The following is a 15,107-nucleotide window of genomic DNA, read 5'->3' as shown; positions in this document are numbered from 1 at the left end:
TGTATGTCAATGCCCGTGCACCTTCTCCCCCGCCTTCAGCACGTACTCCGTGCCGCAGTAGGGGCACTTGGCGCTGCCGGTGGTGGCGACGTCCAGGAACACACGCGGGTGGTTGCTCCACAGCGGCATCTTGGGGTTGGGGCAGAAGACCACGCCGGGGCCCTGCAGGTCGGCGGCGGTGAGTTCGATGGGGGTCTGGGTGGTGGTGCTCATGATGGTCTACCAGTTTCAGTCAGAGTTCATTCGTACCAACTCGTCGACAAGGCTTGCGTCGCCCACGACGTCTTCGTTGCCGGTGAAGCGAGAAACCTCCATTCGGCCGTCTTCAAAGACGTCGATCTCCACGCGCTCTCCAACGAGTGTCAGCGTCAGCATCACGGTGTCCGGCCGGTGCCTTCCGATCGTGAAATGAATGCCGTTCGCTTCAAGGCGTGCGAGCAGGGCATACAAGGGATGCATGTCGGCCTGGCGGTCGAGGGCTCAAACCTTCGCCAGCCAGCTGGCGTACTTGGGGTTGCGGCCGTTGACGATGTCGAAGAAGGCGGTCTGGATCTTTTCGGTGATCGGGCCACGGCTGCCCTGGCCGATCTGCACGCGGTCCAGCTCGCGGATGGGGGTCACTTCCGCGGCGGTGCCAGTGAAGAAGGCTTCGTCGCAGATGTAGACCTCGTCGCGGGTGATGCGCTTTTCGATCAGCGGGATGCCGAGGTCCTGGCAGATCGCGAAGATGGTGTTGCGGGTGATGCCGTTGAGCGCCCCGGCCGACAGGTCTGGTGTGTAGACCTTGCCGCCCTTGATGACGAACAGGTTCTCGCCCGCGCCTTCGCTCACGAAGCCGGAGGGGTCCAGCAGCAGGGCTTCGTCGTAGCCGTCTTCGGTGGCTTCCATGTTGGCCAGGATGCTGTTGGTGTAGTTGCTTACCGCCTTGGCCTGCGTCATGGTGATGTTGACGTGGTGGCGGGTGTAGCTGCTGGTCTTGACGCGAATGCCGCGCTTCAGGCCCTCTTCACCCAGGTACGCGCCCCAGGCCCATGCGGCCACCATGATGTGCACCTTGTTGCCCTTGGGGCTGACGCCCAGCTTCTCGCTGCCGATCCAGATCAGCGGGCGGATGTAGCAGGAGGGCAGGTTGTTGGCGCGGACCACGTCCTTCTGCGCCTGCATGACTTCGTCCACCGTGAAGGGGATCTTCATGCGCAGGATCTTGCCGCTGTTGAACAGGCGCTCGGTGTGCTCCTGCAGGCGGAAGATGGCGGCGCCGCCGTCCGGCTGCTGGTAGGCGCGCACGCCTTCAAAGGCGCCGCAGCCGTAGTGCAGGGTGTGGGTGAGCACGTGGATCTTGGCGTCGCGCCACTCCACCATCTGCCCATCCATCCAGATCTTGCCGTCGCGGTCGGCCATTGACATGGTTCTGCTCCCTTGAAGGTTGTGCGGCGATTGTTTGGCATGCCGTCTTGCAGGCTTCGCACAGCCCAAGGCCGGCGAAAACCACGAGTTTATTGCGGCCCGGTGGAGTGCCGGTCCCGCCGGGACGCCCGGCAAGCCTGCACTTCTACACTGCGGTCTCCTCCTCTGGCGTGCGGCCCACCGGGCCCGGCGCGCCGCTTCCCACCTCCATGAACCTCATCCCCCTGCCAGCCTGGGCGGCGCAGTATGTGCCCCCGCTGGACCGAGACGAATTTGCGATCGGCGCGCGGCAGATGCTGCCGGCCTCGATCGCCATTGCGTCCTGGGGGCTGGTGACGGGCGTGGCCATGGTCAAGAGCGGCCTGTCGCCGGCCATGGCCCTGTTCATGACCTTCACGGTGTTTGCGGGCAGCGCGCAGCTGGCCACGCTGCCCCTGCTGGCCCTGGGTACGCCGCTGCCGATCGTGTGGGCCACGGCGCTGATCGTGAACCTGCGCTTCGTGATCTTCTCGGCCGGCTTGCGGCCCTACTTTGCCGGGCTCACGCTCAAGCAGCGCCTGTTCGGCGGCTACCTGACGGGTGACTTGAACTACGTGCTCTTCATGGGCCGATATGGCAACGCAGAAACCAAGGGCACGCCGCAGCAGTGGGGCTTCTGGGCGGGCGGCATTGCCACCAACTGGACCTGCTGGCAGGTGGCCAGCGTGGCGGGCATTGCGCTGGCCTCGGTCATTCCGCAGCAGTGGGGGCTGGAGCTGGCCGCCGTGCTGGCCCTGGTGGCCGTGCTGATCCCGCTGTCGGCCAACGCGCCGGCGGTGCTGGGCGTGCTGGTCACGGGCGCCTTGTCAATCATCCTTGCGGGCCTGCCCATGCGCCTGGGTCTGCTGGTGAGCGTGCTGGCCGGCGTGGCGGCGGCGGTGCTGATCGAGCCGGTGGCCTACCGGGCCACGGCGGCGTTCAAGAAACCCGAGGCGCCGCAGTGAACGCGTTCATGGACGCCATCGACTGGACCACGGTCTACCTGATCGTGGCCATCCTGGGCATCACGGTGGCCAGCGTGGTCACGCGCGCCAGCTTCTGGGTGCTGCCGGCGAGCTTCGAGCTGCCCAGTCGGGTGGAGCGGGCGCTGCGCTACGCGCCGGCCTGCGCGCTGGCCGGCATCATCTTCCCCGAGGTCTTCGTGCGCGGCGGGCAGCTCATGCTCAGCCCGGAGAACCTGCGCATCTGGGCCGTGCTGGCCGCGGCGGCCGTGTTTCTCATCAAGCGCAACATGCTGCTGATGATCGGCGTGGGCATGGGCGTGTTCACGGCCCTGCGGCTGGGGCTGCCGCTGCTGTGAGCGTGACCGCGTTCTGGCTAGCGCTCGCTGCATAAGTATTATTTTCGGACAGAAATCGGCAGGAATGCCGCTCCCTGGCTTTCCGCTTGTGCTGTGCGGATCCCGGGGTTTTTCTGTCTTGAAATCAGCCTGAAATGAGGCTGTTTCGGCCAAAAAATCGCCGAAATGCCCTCAGAACTGCGGCAGCGGCTGCTGGGCGGCGTCGCGCAGGGCGCGGCGGGCCTGCTCGAAGCCGGGCAGGACGCTTTCCACCACCTGCCAGAAGCGCGGGCTGTGGTTCATCTCGCGCAGGTGCGCCAGCTCGTGGGCGATCACGTAGTCGATCACGTCCGGCCCGAAGTGCACCAGCCGCCAGTGCAGGCGGATCTTGCCGTCGCTCGTGGCGCTGCCCCAGCGCGTGCTGGCCGATGACAGCTTGAGCTGGCTGATCTTCACGCCCAGCTGCTGCTCGAAGACCGGAATCCGCTCGGCATAGATGCGCAGGGCCTCGGTCTGCAGCCAGCCCTGCACGGCGTCCTTGATGCGCTGTTCGCTGGCGTCCTCGGGCAGGGCCAGCAGCAGGGTCTCCTGCGCAAACATGCCCAGCTGCAGGCGCGTGACCGGCGTGCCGGTGCCCAGCGCCACGGTGATGGTGCGGCCCAGGTAGGGCAGGGTGGTGCCATGCTCCCACTTGGTGGTGTGCACCACCATGCGGGCGCGGCGCGCCTGCCATTCGGCCAGCTTGTCCAGAATCCAGCGCTGCCGCTCGTGCAGGGCCTGCTCGATGTCGCGCAGCAGCACCCAGCGCGGCGCACTCACAGAGAGCCCACGATCATCGATGGTGAAGCCGATGGTGCGGCGCTTGCCGCGCTTGAGCGTGTACTCGACCACGTTGCCGCCAAAGCTGATCAGGCGCGCATTCGGGTCGCGAGCGTCGGCGGTTTTCGGGGGAGGGGCGTCCTGCGCGCCGAAATCGAGCGCGAACTGGGTGGGTTCAGGGGACGCGAGAGGATTCATCGAGCACCAGGAGGGAAGCCCGAAGTATATCGGCGGGGTGGGCGCTGCCCAGCACGTCGCAGCCCGCCCGGCAGGAGGCGTGGCACAAAAGCAAAAACGCCCCGAGCGGGGCGTCTTCTCAGCGTCGGGCGATGCTCAGAACTTGAACTCCAGGCCCACGTTGAACTGGTCGGCATCCTTGGCCACCGAGGTGTACTCGCCGCGCAGGGTCAGCTGGCGGTTGAGCTGGTGGCGCAGGCCAAAGCCGAAGATCGCACGGTCATCCGCGCTGCAGCGGCGGCCCACGCCGCAGTCGGCGTCATTGAAGCCGTAGCCCACGCGCAGGTAGCCGCTGGTCTGGTTGTTGAATGGCAGGATGCCCAGCGCAGAGATCTGGAAGGCGTTCAGATCCACACCGCCAAAGCTGCCCAAGCGGCGCAGCGCGACTTCGCCGGCCAGGTTGGCATTGATGCGGTAGCCCAGAAAGGCGCCAAAGCCGACTTCGCTGTCGGCACCGTCGATGTCGGTGATGCCCAGGTCGATACCGCCGTAGGGGCCGACGTCATTGGCCAGGGCCGGGGCAGCGGCGCCGAAGGCCAGGGCGGAACTCAGGGCGAGGAGCGAAAGGGTCTTCTTCATGGTGTCTTGAGGTCTGAAAGTGCTGCATGTACAGCGGAGCGCCAATGGTCTCAGACCTGCGCAGCGCAACCGGCTGCAGCGGCGTTCAAGATGTAAACGGACTTTTCGGCGTGAGCGATTGCGCGACGGCCGCTTGCAATTGCACGCGCCTTGCGAAGCGGGCGGCCGCACCTGCCGCGCGCGCGTCGCGCTGGGTCAGGCGGCGCTGGCGGTGCGCGAGGTCTGCACCTCCGGGGCAGGCTGGGCGTAGCGGTGCGGCGACAGCACGCGCATCTCGGCCTCGATCCAGTCCTCGGTGGCCTGGGTGAGGCTTTCCATCGTGTGGCCTTCGGGGCGGATGACCGGCCCCACGCTCACGGTGATGGTGCCCGGCGTCTTGATGAAGGCATTGCGCGGCCAGCACTCGCCGCTGTTGATCGCAATCGGCAGCACCGGCAGGCCCAGACGCAGCGCCAGACGCGCGCCGCCGGTCTTGTAGGGCTTGTAGGCACCGGGCAGGGTGCGCGTGCCTTCCGGGAAGAAGATCACCCAGCGGCCTTCGGCGGCCTTGCGGCGGCCCTGCGTGACGATCTGCTCGAAGGCCTCGCTGCCGCGGCTGCGGTTGATGGCGATCATGTCCAGCAGCGCCAGCCCCCAGCCGAAGAAGGGCAGCCAGTTCAGCTCGCGCTTGTATACAAAGCACAGCTCGTGCGGGAAGTAGCCCGGCAGAAAGCAGGTCTCCCAGGCACTCTGGTGCTTGGCCAGGATGATGCAGGGCGTGTCCGGGATGTTGTCCCAGCCCTTCTTCTGCCAGCGGATGCCCAGGAACCACGAGGCAAACCAGGTGGAGAACTTGGGCCAGGCCATCGTGATCTTGTAGCGCGTGCTCACCGGCAGCGGAAAGCACAGCACGCACACGAGGATGTACAGGCTGATGGAGGCCGTGCAGATCAGCACGTACAGCAGCGAGCGGATGAAGTAGAAGGCGCGCATGAGCAGTGTCAACAGACCCTAGAGCACTTCAGGTGAGCCGGCCGCACGCAGGGCCAGCCAGTCCTCGCGCGTGAGGCCGAAGAGCAGGGTGTCCGACAGGGCCCCGGCGGCGTTGCGGCGCTCATTGCGGATGTAGGCCTCCTGCGTGAAGCCGGCCCGTTGCGGCACGTTCGCGCTGCGCACATTTGCGGCGTCGCAGGTGATGGACAGACGCTGCGCTTGCAGATGCTCGAAGCCGAACTTCACCAGCAGGCGCGTGGCTTCCGTCACCAGCCCCTTGCCCTGGAAGGCCGGCGAGATCCAGTAGCCGATCATCAGCTTGGGCACCGACCAGTCCGGCTCATGCAGGCCGCAGGCCCCTGCAAAGGCGCCGGTGGCGGCGTCGCGGATGATGAAGACGAAGTCCTCGCGCTTGATCCACTGCGCCTGCATCTTGCGCACATAGCGCTCGCCCTGCAGCGGGTCGTCCCAGTCCTTGACCCAGGGCATCCAGGGCGCCAGGTGCTCGCGGCTGGCCAGCACGCAGTCGCGCACGGCCGCGCCGTCGGCATCCGTGTAGGCATGCAGGCGGGCCTGCGTGCCGGTGAGGACCGTGGGCAGGGTGAGGAGCAGGGGGTCGACGTGTGACTCAGGCGCGTTCATATTGGGCTAGCAGAGCGTCACGGTTTTCGGTGTCGCTGACATGAATGATGTAGGTCGGGCTGGTCGGACTGAGCGCGACGTGTGTCGCGAATTGCTTGCAGTACTCGAACACGTCGTTCATTGATTCACTGTCATGCCACGTCGTCATCACGAAGGCTGGGTCATCCGCGTCGAGATCGCCATTGCGTTCAATGCACGCGCCGTCCACCGCGTCATCCCACACGCTGGCATTCGGACCCCAAGCCATCATGTAGCGGCAGCCCGTTGAGACCAACGTCTGTGCCATAGCGTCCCGCCATGCATCGCTCGGCGACGACTCCTCGATCACGACGGCCCGATATGCAACTCCCGGCGCCGCGAGTACAGCTGGCCTGCTCGGTGCCGCGTGTACGTAGGTCACCGGTTGCGCCATCGCATCACACCGCCAGTTTCGACAAATCTGCCACGCGGTTCATGGCTTCGTGCAGCTGCTTGAGCAGGGCCAGGCGGTTGTTGCGCAGGGCGGCGTCTTCGGCGTTCACCATCACGCCGTCAAAGAAGGCGTCCACCGGGGCGCGCAGGCTGGCCAGTTCGCGCAGGCTGGCGGTGTACTCACCGTTTGCAAAGAGCTTGTCGGCAATCGGTGTGGCGCCGTGCATGGCGTTGTGCAGGGCCTGTTCGGCAGGTTCCTTGAGCAGGGCCGCATCCACGCCGCCGGGCACCTCGCCCTCGGCCTTCTTGAGAATGTTGCCGATGCGCTTGTTGGCGGCGGCCAGGGCTTGGGACTCGGGCAGCGCAGCGAAGGCGCGCACGGCTTCGAGGCGGCGGGGGATGTCGCCCCAGCGGTTCGGGCGCAGGCTGATGACGGCGTCCACTTCCTGGGCGCTATAGCCCTGCTCGCGCAGCGCACCCACGAGGCGGTCGTACACGAAGGTGAGCAGATCGGCCTGCGCGGTCTCGCCCACGGTCTTGAAGGTGCCGAACGCGGCCTGGACGAGCGCGGGCACCGCCAGCGGCAGATCCTTCTCGATCAGCATGCGGATCACGCCCAGCGCATGACGGCGCAGCGCAAAGGGGTCCTTGTCGCCGGTGGGCAGCTGGCCGATGGCAAACAGGCCGGCGAGCGTCTCCAGCTTGTCGGCCAGCGCGACGATGGTGCCGGTGGTTGTGGCGGGCAGGGCATCGCCAGCAAAGCGGGGCTGGTAGTGCTCCTTGATGGCCTCGGCCACCTCGGTGTCTTCGCCATCGTGCAGGGCGTAGTAGCGGCCCATGATGCCCTGCAGCTCCGGGAACTCGCCCACCATGTCGGTGACGAGATCGGCCTTGGAGAGCATGGCGGCGCGCTCGGCCTTCGCGGCGTCGGCCTTGAGCATCGTGGCAATGGCCTGGGCAATCGCGACCACACGCGCATTGCGCTCACCCTGGCTGCCCAGCTTGTTGTGATAGACCACACTGGCCAGCTTGGGCAGGCGGTCTGCGAGCTTGAGCTTCTTGTCCTGCGTGAAGAAAAAGCGCGCATCGGCCAGGCGGGGGCGCACCACGCGTTCGTTGCCGCCGATGATCTGGCTCGGGTCGGTCGTCTCGATGTTGGAGACGATCAGGAAGCGGTTCGTGAGCTTGCCGTCCTTCTGGGTAGCGAAGTACTTCTGGTTGGTCTGCATCGTCAGGATCAGACATTCCTGCGGCACTTCCAGAAACTCGCGCTCGAAGTGGCATTCATAGACCACCGGCCATTCCACCAGCGCGGTCACTTCATCCAGCAGCGCGTCCGGCGCAATCACCTCGTCGCCCCGGCTCAGGTGCTTGAGCTGCGCCTCGATGCTCGCGCGGCGCTCGGCAAAGCTGGCCACCACCTTGCCGTGCTCGCGCAGGCTGCTGGCGTAGGTGTCGGCGCTGGCAATCACGAGCTCGTCTTCGCAGTGGAAGCGGTGGCCCAGGCTCACGTTGCCGGCCTGCAAGCCGAGCACGCTCACCGGCACCACGCTGCTGCCGTGCAGGGCAATGAGCTTGTGCGCCGGGCGCACGAAATTCACCGCCGTGCCGTCATCCCGCTCGTAGAACATCACCTTGGGAATCGGCAGTTTGGCCACGGTGTCGGTGAGCACGGTCTGCAGCGCGTCAGCCAGGGCCTGACCCGGTGCGGTGTATTCGTGGAACAGGGCCTCGGCCTTGCCGTCCATGGCGCGGGTGAGTCTGGGGATGTCGGCCTCGCTCAGGCCCAGGGCAGCCAGCTTCTTGAGCAGCGGCGGCTGCGGTGTGCCGTCGGCCCCCAGGGCCACGGCCACGGGCAGCACCTTGTCGCGGCGGGCTTCGTCCGGGCCCACGGTGGCCACCTGCGTGATGTGCACGGCCAGGCGGCGCGGCGTGGCGTAGGCGGTGGCCACGCTGCCGGCGGCCAGCAGCTTGCGCGCGGCCAGACCGTCGCGCAGGCCGGCGGCAAAGGCCTCACCCAGCTTCTTCAGGGCCTTGGGCGGCAGTTCTTCGGTGAGCAGTTCAACGAGCAGGGCGTTCATAGGATCTTTGAAGCTGGATCAAGCATTGGCGCGGCTCTTCAGGCCAAAATGGCTGGAAACCCTTGCCAGACAAGCGGAAAGCCTTTCCAGATGTGCCCCGGAAAGGCCGCAGTTCAGTCTCAGGCGGCCTGGCTGGCCACGCCGCCGCCGGGGCCGCACATCGGGAAGCCCAGGCGCGCGCGGCTGTCGTAGTAGCTCTGCGCCACGGTGCGGGCCAGGTTGCGGATGCGGCCGATGTAAGCGGCGCGCTCCGTGACGGAAATGGCGCCGCGCGCATCGAGCAGGTTGAAGGTGTGGCCGCACTTGAGCACGGACTCGTAGGCCGGCAGGGCCAGCTGCGCTTCCATGAGCCGCTTGGCCTGCGCCTCGTACTCATTGAACTGGTGCAGCAGGAACTCGACGTTGCTGTGCTCGAAGTTGAAGGTGCTCTGCTCGACCTCGTTCTGGTGATACACGTCGCCGTAGGTCAGCGTGCGCTCCACGCCGCGCTCGGTCCAGCGCGTCCAGGTCAGGTCGTACACGTTCTCCACGCCCTGCAGATACATGCACAGGCGCTCCAGGCCGTAGGTGATCTCGCCGGTGATGGGCCGGCACTCCAGGCCGCCTACCTGCTGGAAGTAGGTGAACTGAGTGACCTCCATGCCGTCCAGCCACACCTCCCAGCCCAGGCCCCAGGCGCCCAGCGTGGGGTTCTCCCAGTCGTCTTCCACAAAGCGGATGTCGTGCTTGAGCGGGTCGATGCCAATCGCCTTCAGCGAGCCGAGGTAGAGGTCAAGAATGTTCTCGGGCGAGGGCTTGAGCACCACCTGGTACTGGTAATAGTGCTGCAGGCGGTTGGGGTTCTCGCCGTAGCGGCCGTCCTTGGGGCGGCGGCTGGGCTGCACATAGGCCGCGCGCCAGGGCTCCGGGCCGATGGCGCGCAGAAAGGTGTGCACATGGCTCGTACCGGCGCCCACTTCCAGATCGATGGGCTGCATGAGCGCGCAGCCCTGGTCGTTCCAGTAGGTCTGCAGGCGAAGAATGAGTTCTTGGAATGTGAGCATGGCGGGCACCTTGGAAGCCGCCGAGTTTACTTTCGGCGGCTGGGGCGCCCCGTGACTGAGCCGCTTCGTGCCCCGCGGCTGCGCCGCCTCGTGCGCCACGGCGGCGCGTCATGCTGCTTGCTACGCGGCCTCGCGGTAGTCCACGTCCTCGGCGCCGCGCTTGGCGGCAGCCGGCGGGGGTTGCTGGCGCCGCTCGCGGAAGCGCAGGGCCAGCAGCAGCAGGGTCAGGGCCAGCAGCGGCCAGTCGCCTACCTGCAGGTACAGCGTGTCGCGCTTTTCAACGCGCAAGGTGGTGTCCAGGCTGCCCTGGGTGTTGAGCGGCAGCTCGGCGAGCACGCGGCCGGTGAGGTCGATGGCGGCCGTCACGCCGGTGTTGGTGGCGCGCAGGCTGGGCCGGCCCAGCTCAATGGAGCGCATGCGCGCAATCTGCAGGTGCTGCGGCATGGCCCAGCTGGTGCCAAACCAGGCCAGGTTGCTCACATTGAGCAGCACGTCCGCGCGGGCCGCTTCGTCGCGCATCTCGTTGCCAAACACGTCTTCGTAGCAGACGTTGGGCATCACCTTCACGCCCTTGACTACAAAGGGCTGCTGGTCTGCCGTGCCGCGGCCAAAGTTGCCCAGCGGCATCTTCATCATGTCCACAAACCACTGGAAACCCAAGGGCACAAACTCGCCAAAGGGCACCAGGTGCTGCTTGCTGTAGGCCAGCGGCAGCCGCTCGCCACCCGGCCCGTAGCCGATCACGGCGTTGTAGGGCGTCTCACCCACAAAGATGGGCGCGCCCACCAGCACCGTACTGCCGGTGTCCCGCGCGGCCAGGGCTAGCTGCTCATAGGCGCTCACAAAGCGCTCGGGCGTGGTGGCAAAGGCGGTTTCCGGCAGCACGATCAGATCCGCCGGCTTGGCGCGCGTCGCGGCGATGTACTCCTCCGCCGCGCGAATGATCGTGCTCTGCTCGAACTTCATGCTCTGCGGCACGTTGCCTTGCAGCAGGCGCACGGAGAGGGCGGGGAGCTTGTCGGGGGCGGCGGCGGTTTGGGTGGCGGTAGGCCGCGCCACGCTGCCGACAATCAGCACGATGGCGGCGAGCAGCACGGCATTCACCGTCGCCCGGCCGCGCTGCATCCACGCCAGCCCGATGCTGCCCGCCAGCAGGGCCATCACCAGGCTCGTGCCGTAGACGCCGAACACGGTGGCCCAGCCCGTGAACAAGCCGTCCGTGTGCGCATAGCCCGCCGCCAGCCACGGAAAGCCCGTGAGAAACACGCCGCGGCCCAGAAACTCCGTCAGGAACCAGGCGCAGGCAAACACAATGGGCGACCAGCGCGTGGGCGCGGGCGCGCTCAGCCCGCGCGGCTGCCCCAGCCAGCGCGTGACAAAGGCTGTGAGCGCCGGGTACAGCGCCATGTACGCGGCGAGTGCCACCGTGGCAAAGCCGGCCAGCGCGGCGGGCATCTCACCAAAGGTGTGCATGGACACATACACCCACCAGAAGCCCGTGAGAAAGTGCGTGAGCCCGAACACAAAGCCGGCCAGCGCCGCCGCGCGCAGGCCGCCGCCCGTGGCCGCCAGCCACCAGAGCACGGCCAGGGTGAAGGGTTGCAGCCACCAGGCGCCCACCGGCGCAAAGCTCAGGGTCTGCAGGCCGCCAGCCGCGGCGGCCAGGGCCAGGCGGAACGCGGGCTTCATGCCGCAGGTTCGTCCTGGCCGGCGTCGCGCTCAGCCAGTGTGGGCGTGCGCTCCACGCGCAGGATGTCCACGCGCCGTGCGTCCGCCCGCTGCACATGAAAGCGCAGCTCGCCAATCTCCACGGATTCGCCCACCTTGGGTACGCGGCCGAACTCATAAGCCACGATGCCGCCCACGGTGGTGCTCGTGCCGTCGCTCAGTTCGGTATGGAAATACTCGTTGAACTCGGCAACCGAGGTGTCGGCATCCACACGCCAGGTGCCGTCGTCCATCTGCACGATGCCGTCGTCGGCCTGCACCTCGTCGTGTTCGTCCTCGATGTCGCCGACGATCTGCTCCAGGATGTCTTCGATGGTGATCAGCCCGGCCACCTCGCCGTGCTCATTGACCACCAGCGCCATGTGCGTGCGGCCCACCCGCAGGTCGCGCAGCAGCAGATTGAGCTTGCGGGATTCCGGCACAAACATGGCCGGGCGCAGCAGCTTGCGCAGGTCCAGGCTGCCGTCGCGCGTCAGGCGCAGCAGGTCCTTGGCCAGCAGCAGGCCCACGCAGTGATCCACGTCGCCTTCCACCGCCGGAAAGCGCGAGTGGCTCGTCTCGATGATCTGGTCCAGCCAGTGCTGCAGCGGCTGGGTGATGTCCACCACATCCATCTGCTGGCGCGGCACCATGATGTCGGCCGCCGTCATCTCACCCACCGCCAGCACGCCATGCATCATGGCCAGCGCGTCATCGTCCAGCAGATCGCGCTTGTGCGCGCTGTCCAGCACATCGGCCAGGTCTTCACGTGAATCCGGCTCGCCGCTGATCAGCGAAACCAGCCGCTCACGCAGCGAAGGACCACGGGGCAGCTTGGGCGCGCGCCGCGCGGCAGGGGAACTGGGGTCGGGCATGGAGGGGGCCGGCACGCAGGTGGGCCGGCGGGTGGTTCAGAAGGCAGAAAGGTTAGCGGATGCAGGTTGCATGCAACTTGAGGGGGCTTTTGCGTGCAGTGAGCCGTTTGCCATTCATATTGAGCAGGTGGCGGTGGTTGCCGCGTGCCAGAGCGGCGCATCCAGGCCACATGGAGGCGCTGGCAGCGGGCGGAGGACCGGCGCCGCAGCACCCCTCGCGCGCCGGCAAACCGCCAGATAGACTTCAGCGGCCTGCCGGGTTTGTGGGTTTGTTTAGTACTGCTCGCGTGAACAGTGATTTGCCGCGAACCCGCGCCAGTGTTGGATCTGCAGGCTGCGACGGGCTTGATTTAGACCGCAAGCGCCGTTTTTATGTCGCAGGTTTGCGGTCTATATCTAGTTATGCCGCTTAGGACCGCTGTGCTCGACCACAAAACCCAATCCGAGATTTTTGCCTATGGCCTCGTCAATGGTCTCGTTCAAATTTCAGAAGTCGTCAGTTGGGCCGACCGCGTCTTGGCTGAGGCACACACCCCCGAAGAGTGGTTACTCGATCTATCCACGTTTTCGGGGGGGGCTGAGAAAGAGCTACTTACGCTCCTGCACCGCGTTCCTGGCTCAAGCAATTCTCAAGACATAAATCGGGGAATACTGGAGCTGTTGTCAAAGTTCCGATGCAAGCCTTTCGGCTTGTTCCACGGGAGTGCACTACCCCCCCGGGTTTGCATATCCAGATCGGTTTGTTTCTTTGGCACAGAGCGGGAAGTATCTTTACAACCCAGCGGTTGAGTTTCTCGATGCAGACACCGAGTACGCCCATCGCTTGCTCCAATTTGTCACTGACGTTAACCCTGCCTGCATTCCCTTCGCCAAAGTCGATGACAGGTTTTTCTGCTTTGATGCAAATCTTAATGGCCGCATAGTCGTTGTCGACATCGTCGACCGCTCAACAGACAACCTCTCAGACTTCGAACCATGGTTCCTGGAATATGAGAAGGAAGCGCATTCCTTTCAGCGCCATCCGGTTGCATAACACTACAGTCGAGCGGGACAGCCACAAGCTGCGCTTGTGGTTCCCTACGCTTCGCACCGGCTGCCCCTCACTTCCACGTTAGGCCACAAAGGAGGAGCATGTGAATTTCCGAGTTGAGCGTGACAATGCTCCGCGTGAGTCCTTTGGCGAGTACAAATACCTGATCTACCGGGGCAGCACTCTTATCGCCCGCTATTGGCATGACTACCGAGGCGACGAGCACGGCATTGAATTCCTCAATGGGAAAAGCAACATGTGGCCGGTAGGTCGCATGATCGACTTTCTTGAGGGCGGCGGGCCCCAGCCGGTAGTGCTGTCAAAGCGAGCCGAGGCATTCATTGAAGAGTGGCTTGCATAAGTGCTCATGCGGCCTAACCGTTCGTTCAACCGGACGTGCTTCGGCGTGGCTGCGCCGGGCATCATTTCATTCTTGCCCGGCTCCGCCACTCTGGCGCACGCCGGTTAACTCAAACGTTAGAAGTCGTACCATCGCAAAGACTTTACACGTTGCAGCGGGCTGGTTCGTCTTTCGTTCCTCATCCGCTTGTTCTTTCGGTTTTCGGTACATCATGCTTTGCCACTTTTGTAGGCGCATTCCTCGTAGGCTTGTTCTTTCGGTTTTCGGTACAAGGCGCAGCACGTTTTTTTCTGGGTGCGTTACTCCCCTGTTGCTGTTCTTTCAGCGCGTGGTTATCATGGCGTTTTGTTTCAACACTTTTTCTATGCGTAAAGCTTTTTTTCGTTCATGCTTGCCGTACCAGTCTTTCGTTTCATTATCAGCAAACCTTTGCTAATGCCATGTCTACCATCGAGCTATGGACTTTGTCAGTTCTCTTATAAAGTTTTCTTCCTTGCCACACGCAGCTGATGCAAGGCGGTAACGCGAGCCATGTCAAACACATCACCGTCTAGATCAAGTTGGTGGATCGTGCTACAGGTCATCGCTGTCGTAACCTTGGTTGCTGCAGCACTCTTGATTAACCTACTAGCTTCGTCGCTTACTCCCATGCAATACTCAGCGCAAGTCGGCTCGATTCCGTCTCATCTTTCCCACTGCGCCTACATCGTGCCCCGCACCTCAGAAAACCTTCCTGGCACTCGCGGGCCGCCGAAAAGAGAAGCCATGTGCTTCTTTGGCTCGCGCGACTCGCATCAAGAAGCATACGTGACATCATGGGCTGTAATCGCCCTGAACATTGCTTTCTTGCTTTGGACAGCAGTGACTGGTCGTGGCTTGTGCGTAGTCACTAGGTACCGCTAACGCTTAGACTACGGTGCCATCATATACCAAGAGCCTGTAAATAAATTTGTGTAAGTTCTTCAGCTTATTAACCCTTTATGCATAAAGTTTCTTTTTCGTCCATGCTTGCCGTGTCAGCCTTTCGTTTCATTGGCGGCAAACCTTTTCTAACCCGGCGTTGCAGCGGATTCGCTACGCTCACCGCTGAACTTATCCGTTAGAGATCATGCGACACGCCGTTGGTTTCTCATCCGAAGGGAGAGACCCTCTGTGGCCTTTGGAGCGATCAAGTCTTCTCCGCTTCGACTCTGGCCCGCCGCACTGCGACGGGTACTTCTGGGTTTTCGCACCAACCTTCAACAGCTACGCTCTCCGTGACGCAGGTATAGACATCACTTCTATCAATGTAATGTTCATACTCAAGAAAGCCGATCTTGAAGAGTTACTTCCATCTCTGGCGACCCTTCAAGAAGATCTAGAGAGGCGGCCACGCTCGTGGCGCGAACACTTGGGCGAGGTTGTTCTTCCCGGCATGCCGCCAGCGCCTCTGAATCCGTTATTGTTTCGATCTCGAGCGCTAAGCATTCTTTCATTGCTGCGGAACTTGGTGGAGTCTGCGTTGTGCCAAAACAAGTTTTTGGTTTATGGCAATGGCGTTTGGTACCGCCATCTGGTTGGCGCAGTTTTGCCAGAAGGATGCGAGGAGTACTCATGATCTCTAACCCCGCAGTCGAGCGGAACAG

General features: G+C 64.1%; 17 protein-coding genes. 4 read left to right on the top strand and 13 right to left on the bottom strand.

Going from position 1 to position 15,107, the window contains the following annotated elements:
• Window positions 1-6: 6 nt before the first annotated feature.
• From ACMDW7_RS12055 to ACMDW7_RS12045, 3 genes are read right to left on the bottom strand one after another with little or no spacing between them, the layout of a single operon-like run.
• Complete coding sequence (locus ACMDW7_RS12055) at window positions 7-213, bottom strand: zinc-finger domain-containing protein (protein WP_377300508.1); 207 nt, start codon at window positions 211-213, stop codon at window positions 7-9.
• A 15-nt stretch (window positions 214-228) separates the two neighbouring features.
• A complete protein-coding gene (locus ACMDW7_RS12050) occupies window positions 229-459 on the bottom strand; it encodes a hypothetical protein (protein WP_414859550.1) in 231 nt (76 codons plus the stop codon).
• A 21-nt stretch (window positions 460-480) separates the two neighbouring features.
• Window positions 481-1,407: a branched-chain amino acid transaminase gene (locus tag ACMDW7_RS12045; protein WP_377300510.1), complete on the bottom strand. Its 927-nt coding sequence runs from the start codon at window positions 1,405-1,407 to the stop codon at window positions 481-483.
• A 209-nt stretch (window positions 1,408-1,616) separates the two neighbouring features.
• Between ACMDW7_RS12045 and ACMDW7_RS12040 the strand changes: the two genes are divergently transcribed.
• Complete coding sequence (locus tag ACMDW7_RS12040; protein WP_377300511.1) at window positions 1,617-2,390, top strand: AzlC family ABC transporter permease; 774 nt, start codon at window positions 1,617-1,619, stop codon at window positions 2,388-2,390.
• On the top strand, window positions 2,387-2,746 hold the full coding sequence (locus ACMDW7_RS12035; protein ID WP_377300512.1) for an AzlD domain-containing protein: 360 nt from the start codon (window positions 2,387-2,389) through the stop codon (window positions 2,744-2,746). Before ACMDW7_RS12040 ends, ACMDW7_RS12035 begins: the two co-directional genes overlap by 4 nt.
• A 171-nt stretch (window positions 2,747-2,917) precedes the next feature.
• Here ACMDW7_RS12035 and ACMDW7_RS12030 read toward each other — a convergent pair whose 3' ends face one another.
• The 9 genes from ACMDW7_RS12030 to ACMDW7_RS11990 all read right to left on the bottom strand — a co-directional run bounded on the left by ACMDW7_RS12030 (window position 2,918) and on the right by ACMDW7_RS11990 (window position 12,091).
• On the bottom strand, window positions 2,918-3,742 hold the full coding sequence (locus ACMDW7_RS12030) for a M48 family metallopeptidase (protein WP_377300513.1): 825 nt from the start codon (window positions 3,740-3,742) through the stop codon (window positions 2,918-2,920).
• 135 nt (window positions 3,743-3,877) lie between these two features.
• Entirely contained in the window at window positions 3,878-4,360 is a 483-nt protein-coding gene (locus ACMDW7_RS12025) for an outer membrane beta-barrel protein (protein ID WP_377300514.1), read from the bottom strand.
• A gap of 195 nt (window positions 4,361-4,555) precedes the next feature.
• A complete protein-coding gene (locus ACMDW7_RS12020; protein ID WP_377302483.1) occupies window positions 4,556-5,332 on the bottom strand; it encodes a lysophospholipid acyltransferase family protein in 777 nt (258 codons plus the stop codon).
• A gap of 18 nt (window positions 5,333-5,350) precedes the next feature.
• Window positions 5,351-5,974, bottom strand: a complete 624-nt coding sequence (locus ACMDW7_RS12015; protein WP_377300515.1) for a GNAT family N-acetyltransferase — start codon at window positions 5,972-5,974, stop codon at window positions 5,351-5,353.
• Complete coding sequence (locus tag ACMDW7_RS12010; protein WP_414859549.1) at window positions 5,961-6,302, bottom strand: hypothetical protein; 342 nt, start codon at window positions 6,300-6,302, stop codon at window positions 5,961-5,963. The genes ACMDW7_RS12015 and ACMDW7_RS12010 overlap by 14 nt, the downstream gene beginning before the upstream one ends.
• Window positions 6,303-6,390: 88 nt before the next feature.
• On the bottom strand, window positions 6,391-8,466 hold the full coding sequence (gene glyS, locus ACMDW7_RS12005) for a glycine--tRNA ligase subunit beta (protein WP_377300517.1): 2,076 nt from the start codon (window positions 8,464-8,466) through the stop codon (window positions 6,391-6,393).
• A 119-nt stretch (window positions 8,467-8,585) separates the two neighbouring features.
• Window positions 8,586-9,509 (bottom strand): glycine--tRNA ligase subunit alpha, encoded by a 924-nt coding sequence (glyQ, locus tag ACMDW7_RS12000; protein WP_377300518.1) that lies wholly within the window; start codon window positions 9,507-9,509, stop codon window positions 8,586-8,588.
• A gap of 120 nt (window positions 9,510-9,629) precedes the next feature.
• Window positions 9,630-11,198, bottom strand: coding sequence for an apolipoprotein N-acyltransferase (gene lnt / locus ACMDW7_RS11995; RefSeq protein WP_377300519.1), 1,569 nt, complete (start codon window positions 11,196-11,198; stop codon window positions 9,630-9,632).
• Window positions 11,195-12,091 (bottom strand): HlyC/CorC family transporter, encoded by an 897-nt coding sequence (locus tag ACMDW7_RS11990; RefSeq protein WP_377300520.1) that lies wholly within the window; start codon window positions 12,089-12,091, stop codon window positions 11,195-11,197. Before ACMDW7_RS11990 ends, lnt begins: the two co-directional genes overlap by 4 nt.
• A 703-nt stretch (window positions 12,092-12,794) precedes the next feature.
• On the opposite strand from ACMDW7_RS11990, the gene ACMDW7_RS11985 reads away from it, so the two are divergent.
• Window positions 12,795-13,124 carry a hypothetical protein gene (locus ACMDW7_RS11985; RefSeq protein WP_414859548.1) on the top strand — a complete coding sequence of 110 codons (330 nt, stop codon included), beginning with the start codon at window positions 12,795-12,797 and terminating at the stop codon, window positions 13,122-13,124.
• Between the two features lie 100 nt (window positions 13,125-13,224).
• Window positions 13,225-13,482: a hypothetical protein gene (locus tag ACMDW7_RS11980; protein ID WP_377300522.1), complete on the top strand. Its 258-nt coding sequence runs from the start codon at window positions 13,225-13,227 to the stop codon at window positions 13,480-13,482.
• Between the two features lie 1,301 nt (window positions 13,483-14,783).
• Here ACMDW7_RS11980 and ACMDW7_RS11975 read toward each other — a convergent pair.
• Window positions 14,784-15,077, bottom strand: a complete 294-nt coding sequence (locus ACMDW7_RS11975) for a hypothetical protein (RefSeq protein WP_377300523.1) — start codon at window positions 15,075-15,077, stop codon at window positions 14,784-14,786.
• Window positions 15,078-15,107 lie beyond the last annotated feature (30 nt).

Origin of the sequence: Piscinibacterium candidicorallinum, assembly GCF_047549485.1 — a bacterium.
Classification (GTDB): domain Bacteria; phylum Pseudomonadota; class Gammaproteobacteria; order Burkholderiales; family Burkholderiaceae_C; genus Piscinibacterium; species Piscinibacterium candidicorallinum.
The sequence above is the reverse complement of the archived record's forward strand: the minus strand, read 5'-3'. Positions and strand labels throughout refer to the sequence as shown.